Genomic DNA, 20,754 nt, shown 5'->3' with positions numbered 1-20,754 from the left:
GGCAAGCCAGTCAACCTTTGGAAGGATGTCGCGCGCGCTGTGGCAGTGGAAGGAATTGCCCCCCGGAGCGACCGGGGGCCAACTCTTCTGCTCACGAATTGGTGCTATTGCTGAAAGACAGCTTTGAGCTTTTCTGCGGACAAGGCCGAGGAAAAGTCGGCGTCCGGCGGCGCGCTGGTGTCACACTTTGGCTCAACGCCAGCCGAGCTGTCAGCGTAGGGATAGGGGAAGACCGTCGTCGACTCACTGTTCGATGTTCCCTGGTAATGAGCGACGGCACGACGGCCAGCGAAGCGTATGACGGACGTAGTACCGTCAAGCGAGAAGTATGGAAATGCTTTGCCCGACTTCTTCATGGCCAAGTACTTGCAACTAAGCTCGTTAATGCTTGCATTCGTCGCGATGGCGGGAACCGGAAGCCGAGCCTGTTCGAATGCCTTGACGGCAGCCAGCGCAGTGACCCCGTAGTCCGTCGCCACACCGTCGATTTTTGGGTACTTAGCGATAAGGCCGGCCACAGCCTTCTGGGCTCCGACGGGGCTCCAGTGCGTCACGACAAAGTTGTTCTCGAGTAGCTTCAGGTCCGGATACTTCGCAAGCCCGGACTTGAAGCCGTCAAAGAAGAGCTGCGACGACATTGCACCTGGCGCGCCACCGAGGAAGACTACGTTGCCCTTCTTGATGTTCTTGCCGTACCAGTCGGCCCACACGGTTCCCATCCGGAACACGTCTTCCGTAACGTTGACGGTGTAGTCTTTGCCTGGATTTCCCGGAATCTTAGCGAGATAGGGAACGACCGTTACACCTGCCTTCGTTGCAGCGCGCATCGCTGGAATCTGGGCGGCACCGAAGTCTGGGAAGACAATAAGCACGTTGACGCCTTGCGCAACCATGCTATTGATGTCGGAGTTGGCCTTCTGTTGGTCGCCGTTGGCGTTCGTGTAAATGAATCGTTTGAGGTTACTGCAACGGCCGACCTCGTCTTTGAGTTCGGCAAGTGCCGTCTTGCGCCATGTCTCACCACCGTAGCCATCAGACAAGCCGACAATCATCGGCTTGGAACCGCACATCGGAGAGATGTCTCCTTGTTGGGTTACCAGTTGGGATTCGGCGGCCGCAGCACCAAGCGGGGTTACGCTAATCATTGCGCCGGTAGCCACTACGCGCATGGCATTGAATAGTACTTTCATCGTCTCCTCGTCTATTTAGCGCCAGCAAGCTGACTTATGTAGCCGTACTCGACAGCCTGATGGCGAATATAGGAGAGCGAGTCGGATGCTTCGTGGCTCAACGCGCCATATTTGATAGCCTGTGTGCGCCACGGTCGAACTGGACGGCGAGGAACCAAGCACACGGCGCGGCGCGACAGCTCAATACAGAAAATTTGCTTGCCTAGTCGCGCGGGGAAGTCAACGTGAAGCGACTTGTGAAGCCTTGCTGCCGGCTGGCGACTGCATTTCCAGGCAGTGAAGGGAGCCCATGGCTTGCCGTGTTAGCGAAGCAACCGTACCGACCGCGCATCCGCTCGATGCGCAATACGTGCTCGGTAGGAACAGATGACCCAAGCCAAGCTTGACGTGGCCAAAGCGGGTGCCGCGACGTCGTACATGTCTGGATTTGCCAACGAATTTGCCACCGAGGCTTTACCCGAGGCGCTGCCGGTTGGTCGCAATTCGCCCCAGCGAGTGGCGTATGGCCTGTACGCCGAGCAAATTTCTGGCTCTGCCTTCACAGCACCGCGCGCCCACAATCGTCGTTCCTGGCTCTACCGGACTCGTCCGGCGCCCATGCATAAGCCGTTTGTCCGCATCGAGCAAACAACCAACACGGTGGGTAAGCCGTTTCGACGAGGTGCCGCCCTCGCCGAACCAGCTGCGCTGGAGCCCGCCGCCCATGCCCGCGCGCCCCTCAAGTGCGGCCTTGCGGAGGTTCAAGCGCTCGTCAAACTTTGCCGCACATGAAGATGGCGGGGTGTTTTTCAGCAAGGGAGAGCAGCGCGTCTATGACGACTCTCACTTTCGGCTGGATGTATCGTGTGCGCGGCCATATCACGTGAATCGGCATTGTCACGCCGGCATGGTCATCCAGCACAGTAACCAGCGCACCGCTGCGCAAGTGGTCGTGCACGAGCCATGTCGGCAGTTGCGAGACTCCGCATCCATCAAGGACTCCTTGCACCATCATTTCGCCATCGCCGAGTTCGTGCCGTACGCGAACATCCTGGTGCTCAACTTGGCCTTGTGCGTCCTTGAGCAGCCACGCGGCGCGCAGCCCCTTGCGCCAGCCGATAATGCAGTCGTGTGCGAGCAAACTTTCTTTGCCATTCACTGAACCGCGTAGCTCCAGGTACTTGGGTGAGGCACAGATGACGAGGTACTGCTCGCCAAGCCGACGCGCTACGAGTTCCGGGTCGTCTCTAAGGTCCCCGATGCGCACAGCGACATCAACGCCTCCGCTGACAATGTCGACTGTGCGGTCGCCAAAAGTTATCGCCAGGTCCAGTTGCGAGTACTGCGTAGCCAAGGAGATGAGTGCTGGAGCAATGTGCCGACGACCAAACGCCCCCGGCAGGTCGATGCGTACCTGCCCGCGTGGCTCCGCATGTCCCGTCGAGAGGAAATTCTCGGTGTTGCCCAGGTCTTCCAGCGCCCGCAAACAACTCGCGAGATAGGCTTCGCCTTCATTTGTCAGACTGAGCTTGCGCGTAGTTCGATGCAAGAGCTTGACGCCGACTCGACGCTCGAGTCGAGTAACCGCTTTCCCCACCGCTGAGCTAGTAATCCCGAGCTGCAGCCCCGCAGCCGTAAAGCTCTGCAGTTGCGCGGCGAGGACGAACTCCTGGATGCCGTCGAAGCGCGAGTCGCTCATATATGCCTCCAAGATTACTTTCCCCGGATTATAGCCTCCGAGGATGAAGTGGATGGAATCTTGGGGCATTAATTCTTTCCGAGACATTAACTAAGCTGGCGCATCTCTTCAGAAGTGAGATGCCCCCTGTGCAAACCGACGTTTCCCGCTTGCTCGCCAACGAGGCCATCAAGGACCTCCGCCAGCGCTATTGCCACTACCTGGACGCCAACCAAATGGACTCGCTCGCAGCGTTGTTCACGGAGGATGCAATTTGCCAGGTGGACCGCGGAACCTGGCGCGGACGCGACGCCATTCGTCAAGGGCTTGCCGATGCCTTCACGGCGTTCGACACCGACAAGCGAGGTCGCTACCCGTTCTTGCATGCGATTACGAACCAATGGGTCGAACTACTGGACGAAGACCGCGCCGAAGGGCGTTGCTACCTAATAGACCTCGCGACCGAAGGCCCGAAGACCTCAAATCCCCTGTTCCTGTTGGGTCTCTACGCAGATGAATACCGCCGCGTGGACGGTCGATGGTTGATTAGTCGTACGCGCCTCGACGTCGTATGGCCCGAGCCGAACGTAGGCGGCGGCAATCCCGGCAATGACCTAATGCTGCCCACCTGAGCCAAGACATTCTCACACCCACTGACTTCCCAAACGCAAACTCGAATGAGCAAACTCTTTGAACCCTATGACATGAACGGCATGGTGCTGGCCAATCGCATCGTGATGGCACCCATGACGCGCTCCAGAGCAGTGACCGGTATTCCTGATGAGCACACAGCTCTCTACTACGAACAACGTGCGACTGCTGGCCTCATCATCTCGGAAGGCGTCCCGGTATCCGAGGAGGGACGCGGGTATTTGTTCACGCCAGGGATATACACCGATGAGCAAGCCGAAGGGTGGAAGCGTGTAACTGACACGGTTCATGCCCGAGGCGGCAAAATCTTCGCGCAGCTTTGGCATGTGGGCCGCTTGTCCCATGTGTCCCTTCAGCCGAATGAAGTGGCACCAGTGTCGTCGGTAGCCCAGACCGCAGAGAATTCGTTGGTCTACGCGTGGGTCGAATCAGGCAAGGCGGGCCCCATCCAGGCAAGCCATCCGCGAGCATTGCGTGTTGACGAAATTCAACGCATCACTGCTGACTTTGTCCGAGCTGCCCGCCGCGCAATGGAGGCCGGCTTCGACGGTGTCGAGCTGCATGGCGCGAACGGCTATCTTTTCGAGCAGTTCCTCAACGGAGCACTGAACTCTCGTGATGATGAGTATGGCGGGTCCATCGCGAATCGCCGACGCTTCCTAATGGATACCCTTAATGCTGTTGCTCATGAAATCGGCAGCTCTCGCGTAGCGGTCCGCCTCTCGCCATTTGGCCGCCTCTACGACATGAAGCCCTTCGCGGATGAGGCTGAGACCTGGTTGAGCCTCGCCGAAGCATTGAATCCCAAGGACTTGGCCTACGTTCACCTGAGTGACCAACTGACTATCGGCGCCGAATCGATTCCTGATGGCTTCGCTGCGAGGTTTCGTCAAGCGTACCAGGGCACTTTGATTGCTGCCGGAGGCTTTGACAGCGTCACAGCGGAAGCAGCGTTGGACAATGGGGACCTTGACCTAACCGCGTTCGGCCGTCCGTTCATCTCCAACCCTGATTTGGTGGAACGGATGCGGCAAAACTGGCCCATTGTTGAGCCCCACCGCGAGTCCTTCTATGGTGCAAACGAGAGCCTTGCAAAGGGCTACACGGATTACCCGTTTTACCAGGAGGCTCAGCCGAGCTAATCACTTGCTCTGCGGCAGGCTCCATGATTGGTCAGCGACGTGTGTCTTGGCCCTGGCAACGAGCATCCCAGGCTTTTTAACGGCCTCACTGCTACCTGGCGGTGTACCCGCCATCGGCAAAGTAGGTTTGCCCGGTAACAAAGCTCGCGTTCGGTGAAAGCAAGAACAGAATGACCTGGGCGATTTCATCGGCTGCAGCCAACCGCTTCATCGGGTGCAAGCCTGCCAATGAAGCCTTGGTTTCCTCATCGCGGTCCGCCAGCAGCGGCGTTGCGACGTAGCCGGGCGCCACGGCATTGACGCGAATACCCCGCTCGGCACACTCCAAAGCAACTGACTTGGTGAGACCGACCACGGCATGCTTGGCGGCGGCGTAGGGGCTACGCCCGACCATGCCGACGCCACCGAGAATGGACGACACGTTGACGATGGCTCCGCCTCCGCTGGAGAGAATCGCCGGGACCTCATATTTGAGCCCGAGGAATACGCCCGTGACGTTGACGCCAATGTTTCGCTGCCAGTCCTCCCAGGACACGTCCTCGACCATTGCGTAGCTTGCCGCGACACCCGCGTTATTCACGGCAAGATGAAGCCCTCCGAACATCTCGCAAGTCAGCCTTACGACAGCCTGCATGTCTTCTGCTTGCGAGACATCTGCCTTGACGGCATGCGCTCGCCCCTCGATGGCAGCAATGCGTTCGGCTACGGCAAAAGCGGCCTCAAGGTTGGAATCGGCCACAACCACACTGGCACCGCAGCGTGCGAGGGCCTCGCACGTCGCCGCGCCAATTCCGGATCCGCCGCCCGTGACGAGCGCGCATTTCCCTGTCAAGTCTATATTCATTACTCGGCGCCGTATAGATAGTCTCGCGCGTTACTCTGGCGTGCGGCACCGCCGCGCCGCCGGAAGCGTGGGTCAATGCTGTTGAACGTCAGTTTTGCGGGGCACCCCGAACCACATTGCCAATCCACTTGCCATGACCATTGCGGCCACCAGGTACAGCGCGTTGTCCATGCTTCCCGTCTGGACCTTGATCTGGCCGATTGCCCACGGGCTCACAATCCCGCTGGTAATGCCAACGCTGCTGATGAAAGCGATGCCTGCGGCTGCGCTGCTCTTTGGCAGATGACTTGCAGGGAGCGCCCAGAATAGCGGCAAGGCCGCATAGATCAGCACGCATCCAACCGAGAGCATGGCCAGCATTCCGGCAAGGCTCGGCAGGTGCAGAGTCAGGCCAATCAAGGAAAGCGCGCCACCGGCAGTGCAGTACAGGTAGTGACGATGGCGCTCGGCCTTTCGGTCGGAATGTCTGGCGATGAAAATCAATCCGATGGCGCCAATCGCATTGGGTACGACGGAATACAGGCTGACCGATACAACATCCGTGATGCCAAAGTCGCGAATCATCAACGGCATCCAGGTACTGAGCGCCAGCGAACCCCACGTCAGCGAGAAGTAGATGAAGGCAAACAGGTACACGCGCGGACTACTCAGGACGCGCGTCAGTGCGCGCAGCGAGTGAGCTTTGACGCCATGGTCTTCGTGGATGTTGCGGGAAAGGAATGCCTTTTCGTGCTCACTGAGCCAGCGCGCCTGCCGCGGTTCGTCGTCCAGAAAGAAGGCGGCGAGTATCCCGAAGACGATTGCCGGGGCACCTTCGATGGCGAGCATCCATTTCCACCCTGCCAGCCCCATCACACCAGACATGTCGCGCATGATCCAGCCAGATACCAAACCACCCATGACGCCCGCAACTGCCACGCCTGCGAAGAATATCGCCAGCACGGAGGCGCGGCGCGAGGCGGGAAACCAATAGGTCAGGTACAGCACGATGCCCGGAAAGAAGCCCGCTTCAAACACGCCCAGCAGAAAGCGCATCGTATAGAACTGCGCGGGCGTGGAGACCGTCACCATACCCACCGAGGCGAGGCCCCAGAGGACCATGACCCGCGTGAAGGTGCGGCGCGCACCGAAGCGTGCCAGCAGCATGTTGCTCGGCACCTCACAGAGCACGTAGCCTACGTAGAACACTGCCGCCCCCAGACCGTACATGGCATCACTGAAGCCCAGATCCTGCTTCATCTGCAAATGGGCGAAGCCGATGTTGATGCGATCGAGATACGCGATGACGTAACATAGGAACAAGAAGGGAATAGTGCGCAGCCAGATTTTGCGGTAAAGCGCATCCTCTTCGTTCGAAGTGTAAATGGGGGCTACCATAGCCCCTGGGGCGAGATTGCTCATTGGTCTGTCTCCGGTCGGTGTCCGCGCTGCCGGCGTCTTAGTGCGCCTTGGCTATGGTCAGGCGGGTGAGGCACGCGGAACGGCGTGCCCGGCAAAATCAGGCGGTCGCCGCCTGTTGGGGCGCGACGCCCTGACGCGCTGCGAGCATTGCGGCCCTCAGGACTTCGGCGTCTCCAATATGGTTGGCAAGCAGCAGGATGAGTTGCGCATTGGCAGCCTGGCTCTGGTTTTCGCTCAGATCACGGTGCATGTCGATCAAAGCTTCGTAGAAGTCATCGGGGTGGATCAGATTGGGTTCGGTGATGAGTGGCATTTCTCTGACTCGTCGTAAAACTTCGCTCCGCGCCTCATGCGACGGCGGCTGCCGTCAGTTCTGCGTCTTGAGGTACCTCGCGTGATGAAGAATGTCCGGTTGCCCGGCACATCGCACGTTGCAATGCCTGCTCGACGGCCGGCAGGTTGACACTGCGCCAGCGTGCGCAGACATGCTGGTCCGGGCGAATCAGGTATAGCGTGCCGGGGCGCGCGTCATACCGCTGCGCGGCCAAGCCATCGGTGTCATGAAGCACGATCGTTCCCGCAGGCGCGTCCGGCATGCTGTCGGGTGCGTCTGGGGCGCTGACAAGGACAATTCGCAGTGGGACTGGCCCATGCACGGCTTGCAAGGCGCGCACGGCAGCGGCATCGAGCGCTCCGAATGCCAGCGCGGTAAATTGTCCGCCGAGATGCGACAAGAGCCAATCCGATCCCAGGGCGCTGACGACTGGCGCATCCAGGCAAGCCGCACCGGGCACCATTGCGCCGCTGAACGTCTCAACGTCGGATGTGTTCAACGGTGACCCGGCAAGTACCGCTGGCACCGAAAGGCGGCCGCTGTTCACCAGTCCGCGCGCAAACGGGTGTTGCTTCGACAGGCTCAGCACGGCATCGCGAAATACCCGGCTCACAGGACTCTTGGGCGTGATGAAGTCCGTAGCGCGGGTGGAGTTCCGGATGTTCTCGTCAGCTGCGTACTCACGTTCGCTGGCGTAAGTGTCGAGCAGGCTGTCGGGTGCGTGGCTACGCAGCACGAAGGCCAGCTTCCACGCCAGGTTCTCCGCGTCCTGCACGCCGCTGTTCGCACCCCGGGCACCGAACGGCGACACACCGTGGGCCGAATCGCCGGCAAACAGCACGTTGCCATGGCGGAAGCTGTCCATGCGCAGACAGGAGAACGTATAGACGCTGACCCATTCCAGCGTGAACTTCGCATCCTGGCCGAGCAGGGCACGCACACGCGGGATGACGCGCTCCGGCGTCTTCTCCAGTTCCGGGTCGGCATCCCAACCGAGCTGGAAATCGATACGCCAGACGTCGTCGGGCTGCCGGTGCAGCAACACCGACTGGTTGGGGTGGAACGGCGGATCGAACCAGAACCAGCGCTCGGCAGGGAAGCCGGCTTCCATCTTGACGTCGGCAATCAGGAAGCGGTCCTTGAATGTGCGCCCCTTGCTTTCGAGACCAAGGAGCCGGCGCAACTGGCTACGCGCACCGTCGGCGGCTACAACATAGCGGGCCTGAAGTGTATAGGGCCCGTCAGGTGTATCGACCGTCAGGACGACACCGGCACCTTCCGCGCCCTGCTCCGATTGACTGATGCCTGAGACGCGGTTCTTCCAGCGAATCTCGAGATTCGGCAACTCACGCGCACGCTCGAGCAGGTAGCCCTCGACGTAATACTGCTGGAGGTTGATGAAGGCGGGCCGGCGATGTCCGGCGTCAGGCAGCAAATCGAATGAATAGACCTGCTCGTCGCGCACGAACACCTTGCCGACGTTCCAGCGCACGCCTTTGTCAACCATCCGCTCTCCGCAACCGAGACGGTCGAAGATATCGAGGGTCCGCTTGGCGAAGCAAATTGCACGTGAGCCATTAGAAAGGGCGCAGTCGTCGTCAAGGAGCACCACCGGTACCCCGTACTGCGCGACGTCAATCGCGGTAGCCAGCCCGACCGGCCCGGCGCCCACAACTACCACCGGGTGAAGGCGGGGAGCGTGCTCCGGTTTCTGCTCCGCACACGCCTGGTAGGCTAACATCAGGTTCTGGTAATCGATACTCATCTTCTTTCTCCATCGCGCGGCCGAGGGGAATCCTCGACTTGCATGCCGCTGGTCCCTGTACCGCGCTTCATATTCAGTCCTGCAGCGCCGCCCACATTTCCTTGTCGCGCTGTGCCGTCCAGATGCGCGGATGCGTGATGCCGGCGGCTTCGTCAAACGCGCGCGACACGTCGAACGGCAGGCAGTGCTCGTAAATGAAGACCTGCGCGAACTTCGGATCCATGGTGCGGCGCGTGTGGGCCATGGCAGCCTTCAGGTCGAGCTTGTCGGCCACTGCTTCCTTGCCGGCCTGGAACAGCGTGGTGACGAAATCCTTTGTGTAGGCGAGGCCGTTGGCCACTTCCTCGGGCGAGGTCAGCGCGGGGCCGCGGCCGGGGACGAGCTTCTGGGGCTTGAGGGCGGCCAGCGCGTCGAGCGTGGCGGGCCATTCGGCGAGCTGTGCGTCGCCGCAGTAGCAGGCCGCGTCGTACTCCACCAGGTCGCCGGAGAAGAGCACCTTCTCGGAGGGCAGCCAGACCACCGTATCGCCCTTGGTGTGGCCCGAGCCGAGGTGGGCGATGCGCACTTCCAGCTTGCCGAGGAAGAGCGTGATTTCCTTCTCGAACACCAGCGTCGGCCAGGTCAGACCGGGCACGGTCTCCACGCCAGCGAACAGGCGCGGGAAGCGTTCGATTTCCGACTTCATGTCGGCTTCGCCGCGCTCCACGATCATCTCGTAGGTGCCGCGGCTGGCAATAACCTGCTGCGCGCCTTCGTTGAAGTAGGCCGACGCGCCCAACACGCGCACCGCGTGGTAGTGCGACAGCACCACATACTTGATCGGCTTGTCGGTGATCTCGCGGATGCGCGCGATCAGGTCCTGCGCCATGGCCGGCGTGGCGGTGGTGTCGACGATCATTACGGCGTCGTCGCCGATGATCACGCCCGAGTTCGGGTCGCCTTCGGCGGTGTACGCCCAGGCGCTTTCCGAGAGTTGGGTGAAGGTGATCTGCTTGGCTTCCAGGTCAGCCTGGGATGCGAATGCCTTGGTCATGCTGTCGGTCTCTTGTGGCTGTGAAGCGAGGCAGAGCTTCCGGGCTCGCGGCGCTGCACCGTCGCTTCGATATGTGTTCTCAAGTGGCCCTGCTTCGAGCCTTGTGGATACGTTTCAGGGTCGGATAACGATTCACGCAGCCAGATAGCCGCCATCGACGGGCAAGGTCACCCCCGTGACATAAGTCGACATGGATGACGCCAGAAACAGCACCGCGCCTACCAGCTCTTCCGGCCTGCCAACCCGGTTCATCGGAATCCGCGCCATGAAGCGCTCCAACTTCGCCGGATCGGACCTTGTTGATACCGTCATCGGCGTTTCGATGACGCCAGGCGCGACGGCGTTGACGCGAATGCCGTCCTTGGCCAGGTCCACGGCGAGGGACTGGGTCAGCATCTTCACGGCACCTTTGGATGCGGAGTAGCCGAGCGTATTGGGCTGACCCGAGAAGGACGCGATCGACGCAACGTTGACGATGGCGCCCTTGCTCCTGCGCAGGGCGGGCAGCCAGGCATGCGTGACATGAAAGGTGCCGTCATGGTTGACCTTCATCACCTGCTGCAGGTTGCGCGCCGCATTCGGGCTGTCAATGCCCTCACGGATGATGATGCCTGCGTTGTTTACCAGCACGTCGATGGGGCCGACGCTGCCCGTGACCGCTTCGGCTACTGCGTAGCATTGCCGGGGATCGGTCACATCGAGCCCATAGTGTCTTGCCAGATGGCCGTTGGCGGTGATCATGTCCGCCGTCTGCCGCGCGTTCGATTCGTTCATGTCGGTGACGACAACAAGCGCACCGGCTTCGGCCAGACCGCAGGCAATGGCACGGCCATTGCCTTGGCCAGCACCGGTGATGAATGCGACCTTCCCGGTCAACAGGTTGGAGAACGTCATGGTTTGTACGTCAGGAGAGGAGTGGGCTGTCACGGCGACCACGGTTCGGCGCGGCCGCGTAAGCGGCAGAGGAAGTGAAGACTGTCAGTACGTCGCTGCGAGCGCTTGCCGTACAGGCGTCGCAGTACGCCCCGGATGCGAAACCGTTGCGTGGTCCGCGATGTGGTTGCCAGCCACGTAGCCGAACGTCAAGCCCGGACCGAGCGTAATGCCCGCTCCGCTGTACTCGCCGCCCATGATGCTGGCAGCGTCATTGCCGGCGGCATACAGACCGGGGACCGGCACGCCATCAGCAGTGATCACCTGAGCGTGCTCATTCGTCCTGATCCCCATGAAGGAGCCCAGGTCACCCGGCACAAGCTTGATTGCGTAGAACGGCCCGGTGCGCAGCGGAGCGACACACGGGTTCGGGGTGTGCAGCGCATCGCCCTGATAACGGTTGTAGGCCTTGCTGCCGCGACCGAACTCGGGATCGCGCCCGTACTGTGCGCTCTCGTTGTACTGGCGAATGGTGGTCTCAAGCGTCTGCGCATTGACGCCAAGCTGCTTTGCCAGATCCGCAATCGTCCTGCCCCGCTTGAGATAGCCGTTGCGCAGGTGGCTGCCCAGCGGCATCGGGAAGGGCTTGACGAAGCCGAGGCCATAGCGCCGGAGCGCGGCATGGTCGGCAATCAGCCAGCAAGCGGTTTCGGACTTCCCTTTCGATGCGGCGATCATCGCCTGCACGAGGTCGTGGTACGAGTTGGCCTCGTTAGCAAACCGCCGGCCATCCAAATTGACGGCAATCACGCCCGGTTTGGCCCGGTCAATGAAGTGAGGCATGATGCCGGTTGTGCCATCCTTGCGCGGTACCAGGGACATCGGCGTCCAGGCAGCGGCATTCGACAGCGTCTTGTCAAAGGTCCCACCAACGGCCTCTGCCATGCGCGCGCCATCGCCCACGTTGGTTAGCGGTGTGGGCGAATAGTGGCCGTGACCGGATTTGACGTGCGGGTAGGTTTCCTTGCGACGCTGGAGGTCATGCGGAAATCCCCCGCTGGCCAGCACCACCCCGTGACGTGCCTTCACGCTGACCTTCTTCCCGTCACGCTCCACCACGGCCCCGGTGACCCGGTCGCCATCGTGCAGTAGCTGTAACGCCGGCGAGGACAGCCAGACCGGAACCGATAGGTCGGCCGCGGATTTCGCCAGCCGCGCAGCCAGTGCGTTGCCGTTGGTCAACGTCATCCCCCGTCCATACTTCATCACCTCAAGGAAATGCTTCGCGAGGCGTTTGGTGACATACCAGGCGGATTCCAGCGACCGGGTGACCCGCATGAAGTGGACGATCTCCTTGCCCGAGCCGATCGTGACGCCAAAAACGGTCAGTTCCGGCAGCACTGGTCCCAGCGTCTTGAGCTGCGGCCCCAACTCGCGTGCGTCGTAGGGTCGCGTCACCATCGACCGTCCGCCTTGCGCGGCCCCAGGGGCCTCGGCGTGGTAGTCCGGGAACGTCAGGGGCATGTCGAACTGGACGGCGGTCTTCGACATGAAGAACTCGATGGCCTTCGGTCCGTTGGTCAGAAAGGCACGCACGCGCCGTTCATCGAACCCTGCGCCGGCCTGGTTCTGGATGTAGGTGAATGCTTGGTCTGGCAGTTCATGGTGCCCATAGGCCTTGGCCAGGTCGGTGTTGGGAATCCACAGCCATCCGCCCGAGCGCGCTGTCGTGCCGCCATAGTAGCTGGCCTTCTCGACCACGATCACTTTCATGCCGCGGCTGGCAGCGGCAATGGCCGCGGACATGCCAGCGACGCCCGATCCAATGATCAGGACGTCACATTTTTCCTCATGCGGTGTAGACATCAACTTCTCCATTCAAGACTGCGGGGTTGGGGGGCTTCAACCCTTCCCCGATTCGCGCTAGATTAACACTAGCATGATTGAAGATATCTACATGTTAACCCTATGCATGCGTATTAGATAATATCTAGTGCTATACTGAGCGCATCATTCATCTCTTAGCAGGAACGCACGTGGACAACACTGAGCCGGCGCCCGAGCGCGAGCGTCGTGGCATACAGTCGATTGAGGTTGGGGGGGAAATCCTCAAGGTGCTGGCGTCGGAGGCCAGACCGATGGCGTTGCGCGACCTGGTGAGGGCCGCCAACATGCCGTCTGGAAAAATTCACCCTTACCTGGTCAGCTTTGGAAAGATTGGCCTGGTCGCCCAGGACCCAGTCACGGGCCACTACCTGCTCGGGCCCATGGCTATCCAATTGGGGTTGACCAGTCTCCAGACGCTGAACCCGATTCGGGAGGCCACGCCGTTTGCGGATTCGCTGTCGGAAGAGACCTCGCATGCGGTCGCGCTTGCGGTATGGGGAAATATGGGCCCGGTGATCGTGCGCCTGATTGATGCGGCATATCCCATTCATACGAACATCCGCACCGGTACAGTCATGTCGCTCGCCAATACGGCGACGGGACGGGTGTTTTCGGCGTTTCTTCCGCGCCAACTCACTGAAAAGTTGCTGCTGGACGATTGCATACGCCTTGGCCCCGATATCGCACATCCGCTCGATGCCAAACTGGTCGAGGGCATGATCGAGGATGCCCGGACGCGCAAGATTTCACGAGGCGTTAACCATCCCACGCCGGGGATCGTCTCCTTTTCGGCGCCCGTATTCGATTACTCGGACAACATCGCCCTCGCAATCACCATCATGGGGCCCACTGGAACCGTCGATACGGATTTGGACGGGCCCGTTGCGAGAGCCGTTAGGGCATGTGCAGAAGGTGTTTCGAGACGCTTGGGTTATCGTGGCACTTACTAGTTGTCCATCGAGGGCGCCCGACTCCGAAGGATGAAGCGGGCTTGGGACCGATTCATTGCGGTTGGACGGGGATAAGATCGTATTTGGCGTCGGCAACGAGGTCGGCTTGTGCTTGGTGCCCCGAGCCCGTTTGCTAGTTGGATCCGCAGCCCTGCGAGTACCCCGAATTGTGACCACGGGTGGCGACACCCGGCCAGCGCCGTGCGCTTAACCAGATGCGCCGCGTGGTTCGCGTCGTTCCGATCGTGGACCTCGAAGCCCACGATCTTGCGGTTGTACACGGAGCGCAATCTGGAACAGATGCGACTGTTCTACCAAGCTTGGCCCATCGACCACATTTCGCAGACACCGTCTGCGAAATTGCCCACCGCCCGAATTTCGCAGACATCGTCTGCCATTTCCACTGGTGATGAGATTTCCAAAGTCTTGTCCCGGAATTCTGTCGACCTGCCGGAGCTGGCCAAAGCCTTCCCGCTGCCCTGGTCTGCGTACGTCCGACTGCTCTCGGTGCGCAATGAGATGGCGCGCGGATTCTACGAAACTGAAGCCCTGCGCTGCGGCTGGTCGGTACGGCAACTTGACCGACAGATCAATAGCCAGTTCTACGAACGCATTGCTCTGTCAGGCAACAAGGCCGCCATGTTGCAGAAAGGCGAAGTAGCCGAAAGCGTCGATGTCATCACACCCGAACAGGCCTTGAAGGACCCGTTCGTGCTGGAATTTCTCAATCTGAAGGACGAGTATTCCGAGTCGGACCTCGAGGAGGCGCTAATCCAGCACTTAGCCGACTTCCTCTTGGAACTGGGTGACGACTTCGCCTTCGTCGGGCGTCAGCGCCGACGACAGCTGGTTTCGCGTCGATCTGCTGTTCTTCCACCGCCAGCTCAAATGCCTGCTGGTCATCGACCTCAAGATCGGCAAATTCAGCCATGCTGATGCCGGCCAGATGCACATGTACCTGAACTACGCCCGCGAGCACTGGATGAAGCCGGGCGAAAACCCGCCCGTCGGGTTGATCCTATGCGCGAGCAAGGGTAGCAACGAGGCGCACTACGCGCTGGAGGGCCTGCCGAACAAGGTGCTGGCCGCCGAATACCAGACCGTGTTGCCTAACGAGAATCTGCTGGCCGCGGAACTGGCCAGGACAAGGCAGGAGCTGGAGGCACGCCTTGGCCGGCTAAACGACGCAGGAAGCGGCGAGTGAATGCGCGGCCCCGAACTTCATTATCCGCATACCGAAACAAAAGTGGGTCTTCCGCAATTTGTGTGACGACGACGACCTTGCGTTGGAGGATGTTTTAGCGTGGAACGGGGTCGCCTCCGGCGCCCACCACCATTTTTGATGACCATGTGGGCGAGTCTGGTAGCCTTGTGCCGGCCGCACGGTCTCAGCCGCCTGCGATGGCGATCGGACCAGCGTCTCCAGCAGGACAAGGCAGGCCACGGGCCACCGGACCCCCTTGCCGAACGTAATGGACTAAGCTAGCCTAAGTTCATACTGAGGAGAAGACCATGCGGACGGTGAACATTCATGAGGCCAAAACGCACCTTTCGCGGCTCATCGAAGAGGTGGCGGCAGGCGACGAGGTCGTGATTGCGAAGGCGGGCAAGCCGGTGGTCCGGATCGTGCCGTTCGCAAAGCCAAAGCCCCCACGGCGCCTCGGCGGGCTGCAGGGCAAGATCCGCACGGCGGACGACTTCGACGCGCCGCTCCCCGATGACTTGCTGGCTGCATTCGAGGGACGGTAATGCGCATCCTGCTCGATACCCATGTTTTCCTCTGGGCGGTGACGAATGACCCGAAGTTGAGCCAGACCGCGCGGCAACTGATCCTGGATGCCGAGGAGGTCTTCATCAGTGCGGCCAGCATCTGGGAAATCTCCATCAAGGCGGGCCTAGACAAGATCGAAGTCGATGTCGACGAACTCATCGCTGAAATTCCCGCCGCAGGCTTTCGCGAGCTTCCTGTGACGAACATGCATGCCGCCGCAGTGCGTCATCTGCCAAACCACCATCGAGATCCGTTTGATCGGCTGCTGGTCGCTCAGGCGATCACCGAACCATTGCGACTGCTATCGGCAGACGAACACGTCTGGAAGTATTCCGACCTCGTCATTCGGATTTAGGGTCCACAGAAACTTCGGCAGTGACGGCATAGCAGCCGAGGGCGGCCCCGATTTGACCGCTCCCCCAAGCTCCGCCGATTCTGAAAATACGGCGCCTACTCATGGAATTGCTCCCGCTCCCACCTTTGGACGGTCCGGCCGCCCCGCTCCCCACCGCGCTTCCCATCCCGCTGGAGCGCCTGCGCCTGCCTCCGGCACTGTCCGGCGTCGCCGGCAGCAACCGCGCCTCCGCCAACGCCACCCGCATCGCCGCGGCCGACGACCTCGGCGCCGTCACCGCCTGGCTCGCGCGCAATGCCGACAGCGCGGCGACGCTGACCGCCTACCGGCGCGAGGTCGAGCGGTTGATCCTATGGGCGGTGCTGCAACTGGGCAAGCCGCTATCGTCGCTCACGCACGAGGACCTGCTCACGTACGAGCGTTTTCTGGCCGACCCGCAACCGGCCGCGCGCTGGGTGCTGGCCGGCGGCAAAAAACTCGCGCGCAGCCATCCCGACTGGCGCCCGTTTGCCGGACCACTGGCGCCCCGCAGCGTGCGCCAGGCGCTGGTGATCCTGAACGCGCTGTTCGCCTGGCTGACCGAGGCCGGCTATCTGGCCGGCAACCCGCTCGCGCTCGCGCGCCGCCGGCGCACGCCGACGCAGCCGCGCATCACGCGCTACCTGAGCCACGAGCTGTGGGACGCGGTCAAGGAGACCATCGAGGCGATGCCGGGAACGACCGACACCGCCACCGAGCGCGAGCGCCTGCATGCGGCGCGCTGCCGCTGGCTGTTGACCGTGCTCTATCTGGGGGGCTTGCGCGCAGCCGAGGTCACCGGCACGGCCATGGGCGCCTTCTTCTGCCGGCGCGATGCCCGGGGCGTCGAGCGCTGGTGGCTCGAGGTAATCGGCAAGGGCAACAAGACCCGGCTGGTGCCGGCTACCGACGAACTGATTGCCGAACTCGCGCGGTATCGCCGCGCCCACGGGCTGGCGCCCACCCCGCACCCCGGCGAGACGCGCCCGCTGTTGCTACCGGTAATCGGCCGCGAGGGCCGCGAGCACCCTGACAAAGGCCTGTCACGCGGGGCGCTGCACCTGATCCTGAAGGAGGTGTTCGGCCTGGCGGCCGCACGCCTGCGCGCCCGCGGGCCCGACTGGGAAGCGCAGGCCGATGTGCTGGCCAGCGCCTCGGCCCACTGGCTGCGCCACACCGCCGGCTCGCACATGACCGACCGGCAGGTAGATTTGCGTTATGTGCGGGATAATTTTGGGCACGCGTCGATTTCGACGACCAGCGCATACCTGCACAGCGAGGAGGATGCACGGCACGAGGCCACGCAGGAACGGCACCGGATCGGGTGGGCCGCCCCAGCCGGAACGCCCGCACATGCCGTGGCCGTGAAGGCAACCGGAAACTAAGCGACCTTAGCGCAGGATGCCCTCGTGACGAACCTATTGATCGGTGGAGGGGCAAGCTACGGCGGTCGGTTCGCTATCAACCACGACCAGCAGTTGGCCCCTACCGTCTGAGCGGTGGCAAGTTTTCCCATCTTGCTCTATCATGAAATGTCAAGATCCATCATGCTGGAGCCTGCTATGACCACTGTCGCCCGCGAAAAATTCTCCTCCCAAGCCGCGCCTGAAGTGCTGGCGGCGTTGCGTCAGATTGCCGAAGCGCAGGGACGCCAGTTTCAGGCGGTGCTCGACGAGGCTCTGCGCGACTACATCGACCGCCAGCAGAAAGAACGTCCGCGCCGTCATGTGATGGCGTCATTCGCGTCCAGCCTCGACGAATTCGACAGCCTATACCGCGAACTGGCCAAGTGATCGGTGATGAGCGGACGTGACTACCTGACCGTAGCCGATGTGCTCGGAATGCACACCGCGTTGATGCAACGCTATGGCGGCGCGCCCGGAGTCCGTGATCCCGGCGCTCTGGAGTCCGCGCTGTTCAGGCCGCAGACGGGCTACTACGAGGACATCGTGGCCGAGGCGGCGGCGCTGCTCGAGAGTCTCGCCATCAACCATCCTTTTGTGGATGGCAACAAGCGGATCGCCTTCGCTGCTGCCGATGTGTTCTTGCGGATCAACGGCTGGCGCTTGCAGCGTCCGTCGATGCAAATCCACATCGAGATAATTCAGATGTTGGAGTCTGGCACTTTTGACATTGCTCATTTGGAGCCCTGGTTGCGCGCGTTTGCCAGGCCAACGGCGTGATCCTCATGTTGCAGATCGCTATTTCTGCGACTGGCGACCACTAATTCTGAGAACGTGGCGTATCAATGGGGCCCCTTGATTTCCGCGCAATTTACCGGGGTAGCCACCCCTAGCATCCATGCGGTTTTCCGGCTGATGCCTGTCTAAAACCCCAACCTAATCAGTCACTTGCTGACTGGACCAGCCAGGCGACGCCCTCGGTGCCGAAGTAGGCTGGCCTGCCGCCAAAGGTCCGACGCGTCGCCATCAGGTGCAGGTACTTCCAGGTCGAGGAGCCCTCGGCGATATCGGCCAACGTCTCTCTGAGCTCCTGAAGTTCGAGGTTGCCGTTCTGATCGGCGTAGATGTCGCGCCAGACCTTTTCGACGGCTTTGCTTGGCTCGTAGGGCACGCTGAAATCGCGATCCAAAAGCCGTTGCGATTCAGATAGTGAGCACGTCGTCATAGAGGCTCGGTTCGGCCAGCGCCTTGTTGAGCTGATCCGGGCGCTTCGCCTGGGGCGGTGGTGGCGGTGAAGCGTGCGGCGGTTGCTGCGCAGCGGTAGTGGGCTCGGCGAGTACGGCGGCGTAGGGCAAGCCCCAGTGTCGACCACTGGCGATGTCCTGGACCACAGCCTGGGTCTGACGCAACTCGAGGATGCGCCCAGTATGCGGTTGCGGCGTGTTCTTCATCGCCCCGGTAGCGGACCTTGAGATAGCCGAACTGCTTGAAGATGCGAAACGGATGCTCCAGCGTGACGCGGATGCGGGTTTTGACCCGTTACAAAAAATTTAGCACAAGTAATTTCAACGATCAGGCAAGACTCTTTCAAAATACTCGCGTTGAACAGCCGGCAGCTTGAGTCCGGCCAGGTCCGAAGGATATTTCACGAACAGGACTCTCGACAGTTCTGGATCGACCTGATCCTTTAGAAATGTCCCAATCCTTTCGGGCACTTCCGCGCGAGACAATTTCAGCCTGGCTTCCTTGAAAAAAGCACAACGCACATCGTTCTCCACCCGGGTCCAGCCATTGGCTAGCTCGAGGTCTTCATGGGTCAGGCCGGTTTCTTCCTTGACCTCTCGAACCAGAGAATGCTCCAATGCCACGGTGCCGTCCTGCAGTACATCATCGTCATTCAACGTTCCGGAGGGGAAATAGCTCAGCCCTGCATTCGAAGTATGCGACGCCATCGTGCCCAACAGGAAGAAATCATCCGATGTCTTGACTGCCGCAATCGGAAAACACAGTTTCGCGCTCTTGATGGGATGATTGAGTTCGCGCCACGCCATGAACGCTGCGTAGGACGTCCGGAGCAAATGTACCTCCAGCGAAAGATCGTCACCTGACATATCGTGGGACATCAAGACCGGGCCGTTGAATATCTTCGGCTGACGTTCGGTCAGGAAAGTCCAGATTCTGGAAATATCGGACGAATGCGAAGTTTCAAAGTCCCAACGAATTCCTGCATCAATCTTCGCCGAAACATGTGAGTGCTTTTGATAAACTTCCATTCAATTTCCTCAGCAAAGTAATTTAACCGGTCTACAGAATCTTCTGCTCCACCTCTGTCTCCACATCGAAGTGCTGCCTGATCTCGCGTTGCATGAATTCAATTAGCGCACAAATATCACTTGCACATCCCGGCCGCCCCGAGCGTCGAGGCGTCAGTGCTTAACGCGTTGTTCGTTCGCTCCACCGTAACGCCAAGCCACTCAGGAGAGCGTATGACAGCCCGAACGTCTTCTAGCTCGCTGGGAACGTTCCTCAACACGGGTCTGCGAGCAGTGAAGATCGAGGCGATGATTAGAGGGAGCGCCGCATTCTTTGAACCTTGCCCTATAACCGTGGATTGACGATACTTGTTTCCTGATTTCACCCAAATTTCCATCCCCGCTCCCTTCCTAGCTACGCTGCAATTTCGGTGACGCTAACTAATGAGCAGATTTTTTCCTCGCTGAGTCGAAAATCGATAGGTCGTTAAGTTATGTCTGATTTAATTAAATTAATATCTGCAGTTTGCAAAGCGAAAAGAACGCGTAAATACTTCTAGTCCTTGCTCGAAAATTATCCTGCTCGGCCAGCGTCAATATGATGACTGTCTGTTGAAGTGATAGTACGTACCAAATCGAACAAATATAAGCTAGCAATTTTGGTAGGACGGCCGTTCTTGCATTGATGCTGCGAATTCACTTCGTGCAGGAATGGTTTGATCTTAGCCACGTGGCGCTGGAAGATGCGCTGATGACAGCATGGCGATGCGCGCGCGTTTGCGGGCATTGCCCTGGCGATCGACACGGTGCCGGAAGCGACCACATCAGTTCAGTGTTCCAGCCAGCCAAGGCTCAGGGTCGTTGCCGGGCGCGAAGAACACCGCGTGTAGGCGCAAGCATCCGGTAAGCTGGTATCCTCGCAACGCTTGATCTGGGCCCGCCCTTCAGCAGGGATTGGCACGGCGTCGACACCCTTCGGCACCTTTCCCGCCGGGCCCGCCAGCAACACCAGCGCGCGCACCAGGTAGGGCCGATCGCTCGCCACGGTGCGGGCGTCCAGTTGTTATGCGCGTGCCCGACGATCACCACGGGCGCTTGGCCGGCATGCTCGATCACCGTCGCGATATCTCCTGCCCAATCATGCGGCGTTTGTCGCGACATGCGCCACTTTCGGCCGGACCCGCTCGATCCTGCATTGCTGGAACGCTTGTTGCACGCTGCGCATCTC

Annotated in this window: 20 protein-coding genes and 3 pseudogenes; 10 read left to right on the top strand and 13 right to left on the bottom strand. The window is 60.6% G+C overall.

Going from position 1 to position 20,754, the window contains the following annotated elements:
* Nucleotides 1-104: 104 nt before the first annotated feature.
* Nucleotides 105-1,190 (bottom strand): substrate-binding domain-containing protein, encoded by a 1,086-nt coding sequence (locus AC3WL8_RS21980; RefSeq protein ID WP_492378799.1) that lies wholly within the window; start codon nucleotides 1,188-1,190, stop codon nucleotides 105-107.
* 366 nt (nucleotides 1,191-1,556) lie between these two features.
* Here AC3WL8_RS21980 and AC3WL8_RS21975 point away from each other — a divergent pair.
* Nucleotides 1,557-1,911: pseudogene (locus AC3WL8_RS21975) on the top strand (homogentisate 1,2-dioxygenase); the annotation flags it as partial.
* Nucleotides 1,912-1,941: 30 nt separating this feature from the next.
* Here the strand turns inward: AC3WL8_RS21975 and AC3WL8_RS21970 are convergent.
* Nucleotides 1,942-2,868 carry a LysR family transcriptional regulator gene (locus AC3WL8_RS21970; protein WP_492378798.1) on the bottom strand — a complete coding sequence of 309 codons (927 nt, stop codon included), beginning with the start codon at nucleotides 2,866-2,868 and terminating at the stop codon, nucleotides 1,942-1,944.
* Nucleotides 2,869-2,996: 128 nt separating this feature from the next.
* Between AC3WL8_RS21970 and AC3WL8_RS21965 the strand changes: the two genes are divergently transcribed.
* Both AC3WL8_RS21965 and AC3WL8_RS21960 read left to right on the top strand, forming a co-directional pair.
* Nucleotides 2,997-3,479 (top strand): nuclear transport factor 2 family protein, encoded by a 483-nt coding sequence (locus AC3WL8_RS21965; protein ID WP_492378797.1) that lies wholly within the window; start codon nucleotides 2,997-2,999, stop codon nucleotides 3,477-3,479.
* A 45-nt stretch (nucleotides 3,480-3,524) separates the two neighbouring features.
* On the top strand, nucleotides 3,525-4,640 hold the full coding sequence (locus tag AC3WL8_RS21960) for an alkene reductase (RefSeq protein WP_492378796.1): 1,116 nt from the start codon (nucleotides 3,525-3,527) through the stop codon (nucleotides 4,638-4,640).
* Nucleotides 4,641-4,731: 91 nt separating this feature from the next.
* Here AC3WL8_RS21960 and AC3WL8_RS21955 read toward each other — a convergent pair whose 3' ends face one another.
* The 7 genes from AC3WL8_RS21955 to AC3WL8_RS21925 form a co-directional block, all read right to left on the bottom strand.
* Complete coding sequence (locus AC3WL8_RS21955) at nucleotides 4,732-5,484, bottom strand: SDR family NAD(P)-dependent oxidoreductase (RefSeq protein ID WP_492378795.1); 753 nt, start codon at nucleotides 5,482-5,484, stop codon at nucleotides 4,732-4,734.
* A 72-nt stretch (nucleotides 5,485-5,556) separates the two neighbouring features.
* A complete protein-coding gene (locus AC3WL8_RS21950; protein ID WP_492378794.1) occupies nucleotides 5,557-6,885 on the bottom strand; it encodes an MFS transporter in 1,329 nt (442 codons plus the stop codon).
* Nucleotides 6,886-6,982: 97 nt separating this feature from the next.
* Complete coding sequence (locus AC3WL8_RS21945) at nucleotides 6,983-7,198, bottom strand: DUF2783 domain-containing protein (RefSeq protein ID WP_492378793.1); 216 nt, start codon at nucleotides 7,196-7,198, stop codon at nucleotides 6,983-6,985.
* A 34-nt stretch (nucleotides 7,199-7,232) separates the two neighbouring features.
* Nucleotides 7,233-8,984, bottom strand: coding sequence for an FAD-dependent oxidoreductase (locus AC3WL8_RS21940; protein WP_492378792.1), 1,752 nt, complete (start codon nucleotides 8,982-8,984; stop codon nucleotides 7,233-7,235).
* A gap of 73 nt (nucleotides 8,985-9,057) precedes the next feature.
* Nucleotides 9,058-10,017, bottom strand: coding sequence for an MBL fold metallo-hydrolase (locus AC3WL8_RS21935; RefSeq protein ID WP_492378791.1), 960 nt, complete (start codon nucleotides 10,015-10,017; stop codon nucleotides 9,058-9,060).
* 132 nt (nucleotides 10,018-10,149) lie between these two features.
* Complete coding sequence (locus AC3WL8_RS21930; RefSeq protein ID WP_492378790.1) at nucleotides 10,150-10,911, bottom strand: SDR family NAD(P)-dependent oxidoreductase; 762 nt, start codon at nucleotides 10,909-10,911, stop codon at nucleotides 10,150-10,152.
* A gap of 84 nt (nucleotides 10,912-10,995) precedes the next feature.
* Nucleotides 10,996-12,768 carry an FAD-dependent oxidoreductase gene (locus AC3WL8_RS21925; RefSeq protein WP_492378789.1) on the bottom strand — a complete coding sequence of 591 codons (1,773 nt, stop codon included), beginning with the start codon at nucleotides 12,766-12,768 and terminating at the stop codon, nucleotides 10,996-10,998.
* Nucleotides 12,769-12,926: 158 nt separating this feature from the next.
* Between AC3WL8_RS21925 and AC3WL8_RS21920 the strand changes: the two genes are divergently transcribed.
* The 7 genes and pseudogenes from AC3WL8_RS21920 to AC3WL8_RS21890 all read left to right on the top strand — a co-directional run bounded on the left by AC3WL8_RS21920 (nucleotide 12,927) and on the right by AC3WL8_RS21890 (nucleotide 18,054).
* Complete coding sequence (locus AC3WL8_RS21920) at nucleotides 12,927-13,727, top strand: IclR family transcriptional regulator (protein ID WP_492378788.1); 801 nt, start codon at nucleotides 12,927-12,929, stop codon at nucleotides 13,725-13,727.
* A 285-nt stretch (nucleotides 13,728-14,012) separates the two neighbouring features.
* Nucleotides 14,013-14,931: pseudogene (locus tag AC3WL8_RS21915) on the top strand (PDDEXK nuclease domain-containing protein); the annotation flags it as partial.
* 308 nt (nucleotides 14,932-15,239) lie between these two features.
* Nucleotides 15,240-15,476: a type II toxin-antitoxin system Phd/YefM family antitoxin gene (locus AC3WL8_RS21910; RefSeq protein WP_492378787.1), complete on the top strand. Its 237-nt coding sequence runs from the start codon at nucleotides 15,240-15,242 to the stop codon at nucleotides 15,474-15,476.
* Nucleotides 15,476-15,853, top strand: coding sequence for a type II toxin-antitoxin system VapC family toxin (locus AC3WL8_RS21905; protein ID WP_492378786.1), 378 nt, complete (start codon nucleotides 15,476-15,478; stop codon nucleotides 15,851-15,853). The genes AC3WL8_RS21910 and AC3WL8_RS21905 overlap by 1 nt, the downstream gene beginning before the upstream one ends.
* 101 nt (nucleotides 15,854-15,954) lie before the next feature.
* Entirely contained in the window at nucleotides 15,955-17,256 is a 1,302-nt protein-coding gene (locus tag AC3WL8_RS21900) for a tyrosine-type recombinase/integrase (RefSeq protein ID WP_492378785.1), read from the top strand.
* Between the two features lie 177 nt (nucleotides 17,257-17,433).
* On the top strand, nucleotides 17,434-17,664 hold the full coding sequence (locus tag AC3WL8_RS21895; RefSeq protein ID WP_035823610.1) for a hypothetical protein: 231 nt from the start codon (nucleotides 17,434-17,436) through the stop codon (nucleotides 17,662-17,664).
* A 6-nt stretch (nucleotides 17,665-17,670) separates the two neighbouring features.
* On the top strand, nucleotides 17,671-18,054 hold the full coding sequence (locus AC3WL8_RS21890) for a type II toxin-antitoxin system death-on-curing family toxin (RefSeq protein ID WP_492378784.1): 384 nt from the start codon (nucleotides 17,671-17,673) through the stop codon (nucleotides 18,052-18,054).
* 160 nt (nucleotides 18,055-18,214) lie between these two features.
* Here AC3WL8_RS21890 and AC3WL8_RS21885 read toward each other — a convergent pair whose 3' ends face one another.
* The 4 genes and pseudogenes from AC3WL8_RS21885 to AC3WL8_RS21870 all read right to left on the bottom strand — a co-directional run bounded on the left by AC3WL8_RS21885 (nucleotide 18,215) and on the right by AC3WL8_RS21870 (nucleotide 19,547).
* Nucleotides 18,215-18,463, bottom strand: a complete 249-nt coding sequence (locus AC3WL8_RS21885) for a hypothetical protein (RefSeq protein ID WP_492378783.1) — start codon at nucleotides 18,461-18,463, stop codon at nucleotides 18,215-18,217.
* A gap of 13 nt (nucleotides 18,464-18,476) precedes the next feature.
* Complete coding sequence (locus AC3WL8_RS21880) at nucleotides 18,477-18,725, bottom strand: hypothetical protein (RefSeq protein WP_492378782.1); 249 nt, start codon at nucleotides 18,723-18,725, stop codon at nucleotides 18,477-18,479.
* Nucleotides 18,699-18,813 (bottom strand): annotated as a pseudogene (locus AC3WL8_RS21875) (IS5/IS1182 family transposase); the annotation flags it as partial. The gene AC3WL8_RS21880 and the pseudogene AC3WL8_RS21875, both read right to left, overlap by 27 nt.
* Nucleotides 18,814-18,839: 26 nt before the next feature.
* Nucleotides 18,840-19,547, bottom strand: coding sequence for an NUDIX hydrolase (locus AC3WL8_RS21870; protein ID WP_492378781.1), 708 nt, complete (start codon nucleotides 19,545-19,547; stop codon nucleotides 18,840-18,842).
* Nucleotides 19,548-20,754 lie beyond the last annotated feature (1,207 nt).

It is taken from the genome of Cupriavidus sp. FW305-F7, from assembly GCF_058782875.1.
Note: the sequence above shows the minus strand (reverse complement) of the source record. Positions and strands in the feature narration are given on the sequence as shown.

Coding starts and splice junctions, on each gene's coding strand:
- AC3WL8_RS21980 (WP_492378799.1), bottom strand. CDS start 1,190: ATGAAAGTACTATTCAATGCCATGCGCGTAGTGGCTACCGGCGCAATG.
- AC3WL8_RS21970 (WP_492378798.1), bottom strand. CDS start 2,868: ATGAGCGACTCGCGCTTCGACGGCATCCAGGAGTTCGTCCTCGCCGCG.
- AC3WL8_RS21960 (WP_492378796.1), top strand. CDS start 3,525: ATGAGCAAACTCTTTGAACCCTATGACATGAACGGCATGGTGCTGGCC.
- AC3WL8_RS21955 (WP_492378795.1), bottom strand. CDS start 5,484: ATGAATATAGACTTGACAGGGAAATGCGCGCTCGTCACGGGCGGCGGA.
- AC3WL8_RS21950 (WP_492378794.1), bottom strand. CDS start 6,885: ATGAGCAATCTCGCCCCAGGGGCTATGGTAGCCCCCATTTACACTTCG.
- AC3WL8_RS21945 (WP_492378793.1), bottom strand. CDS start 7,198: ATGCCACTCATCACCGAACCCAATCTGATCCACCCCGATGACTTCTAC.
- AC3WL8_RS21940 (WP_492378792.1), bottom strand. CDS start 8,984: ATGAGTATCGATTACCAGAACCTGATGTTAGCCTACCAGGCGTGTGCG.
- AC3WL8_RS21935 (WP_492378791.1), bottom strand. CDS start 10,017: ATGACCAAGGCATTCGCATCCCAGGCTGACCTGGAAGCCAAGCAGATC.
- AC3WL8_RS21930 (WP_492378790.1), bottom strand. CDS start 10,911: ATGACGTTCTCCAACCTGTTGACCGGGAAGGTCGCATTCATCACCGGT.
- AC3WL8_RS21925 (WP_492378789.1), bottom strand. CDS start 12,768: ATGGAGAAGTTGATGTCTACACCGCATGAGGAAAAATGTGACGTCCTG.
- AC3WL8_RS21910 (WP_492378787.1), top strand. CDS start 15,240: ATGCGGACGGTGAACATTCATGAGGCCAAAACGCACCTTTCGCGGCTC.
- AC3WL8_RS21905 (WP_492378786.1), top strand. CDS start 15,476: ATGCGCATCCTGCTCGATACCCATGTTTTCCTCTGGGCGGTGACGAAT.
- AC3WL8_RS21900 (WP_492378785.1), top strand. CDS start 15,955: ATGGAATTGCTCCCGCTCCCACCTTTGGACGGTCCGGCCGCCCCGCTC.
- AC3WL8_RS21895 (WP_035823610.1), top strand. CDS start 17,434: ATGACCACTGTCGCCCGCGAAAAATTCTCCTCCCAAGCCGCGCCTGAA.
- AC3WL8_RS21890 (WP_492378784.1), top strand. CDS start 17,671: ATGAGCGGACGTGACTACCTGACCGTAGCCGATGTGCTCGGAATGCAC.
- AC3WL8_RS21880 (WP_492378782.1), bottom strand. CDS start 18,725: ATGAAGAACACGCCGCAACCGCATACTGGGCGCATCCTCGAGTTGCGT.
- AC3WL8_RS21870 (WP_492378781.1), bottom strand. CDS start 19,547: ATGGAAGTTTATCAAAAGCACTCACATGTTTCGGCGAAGATTGATGCA.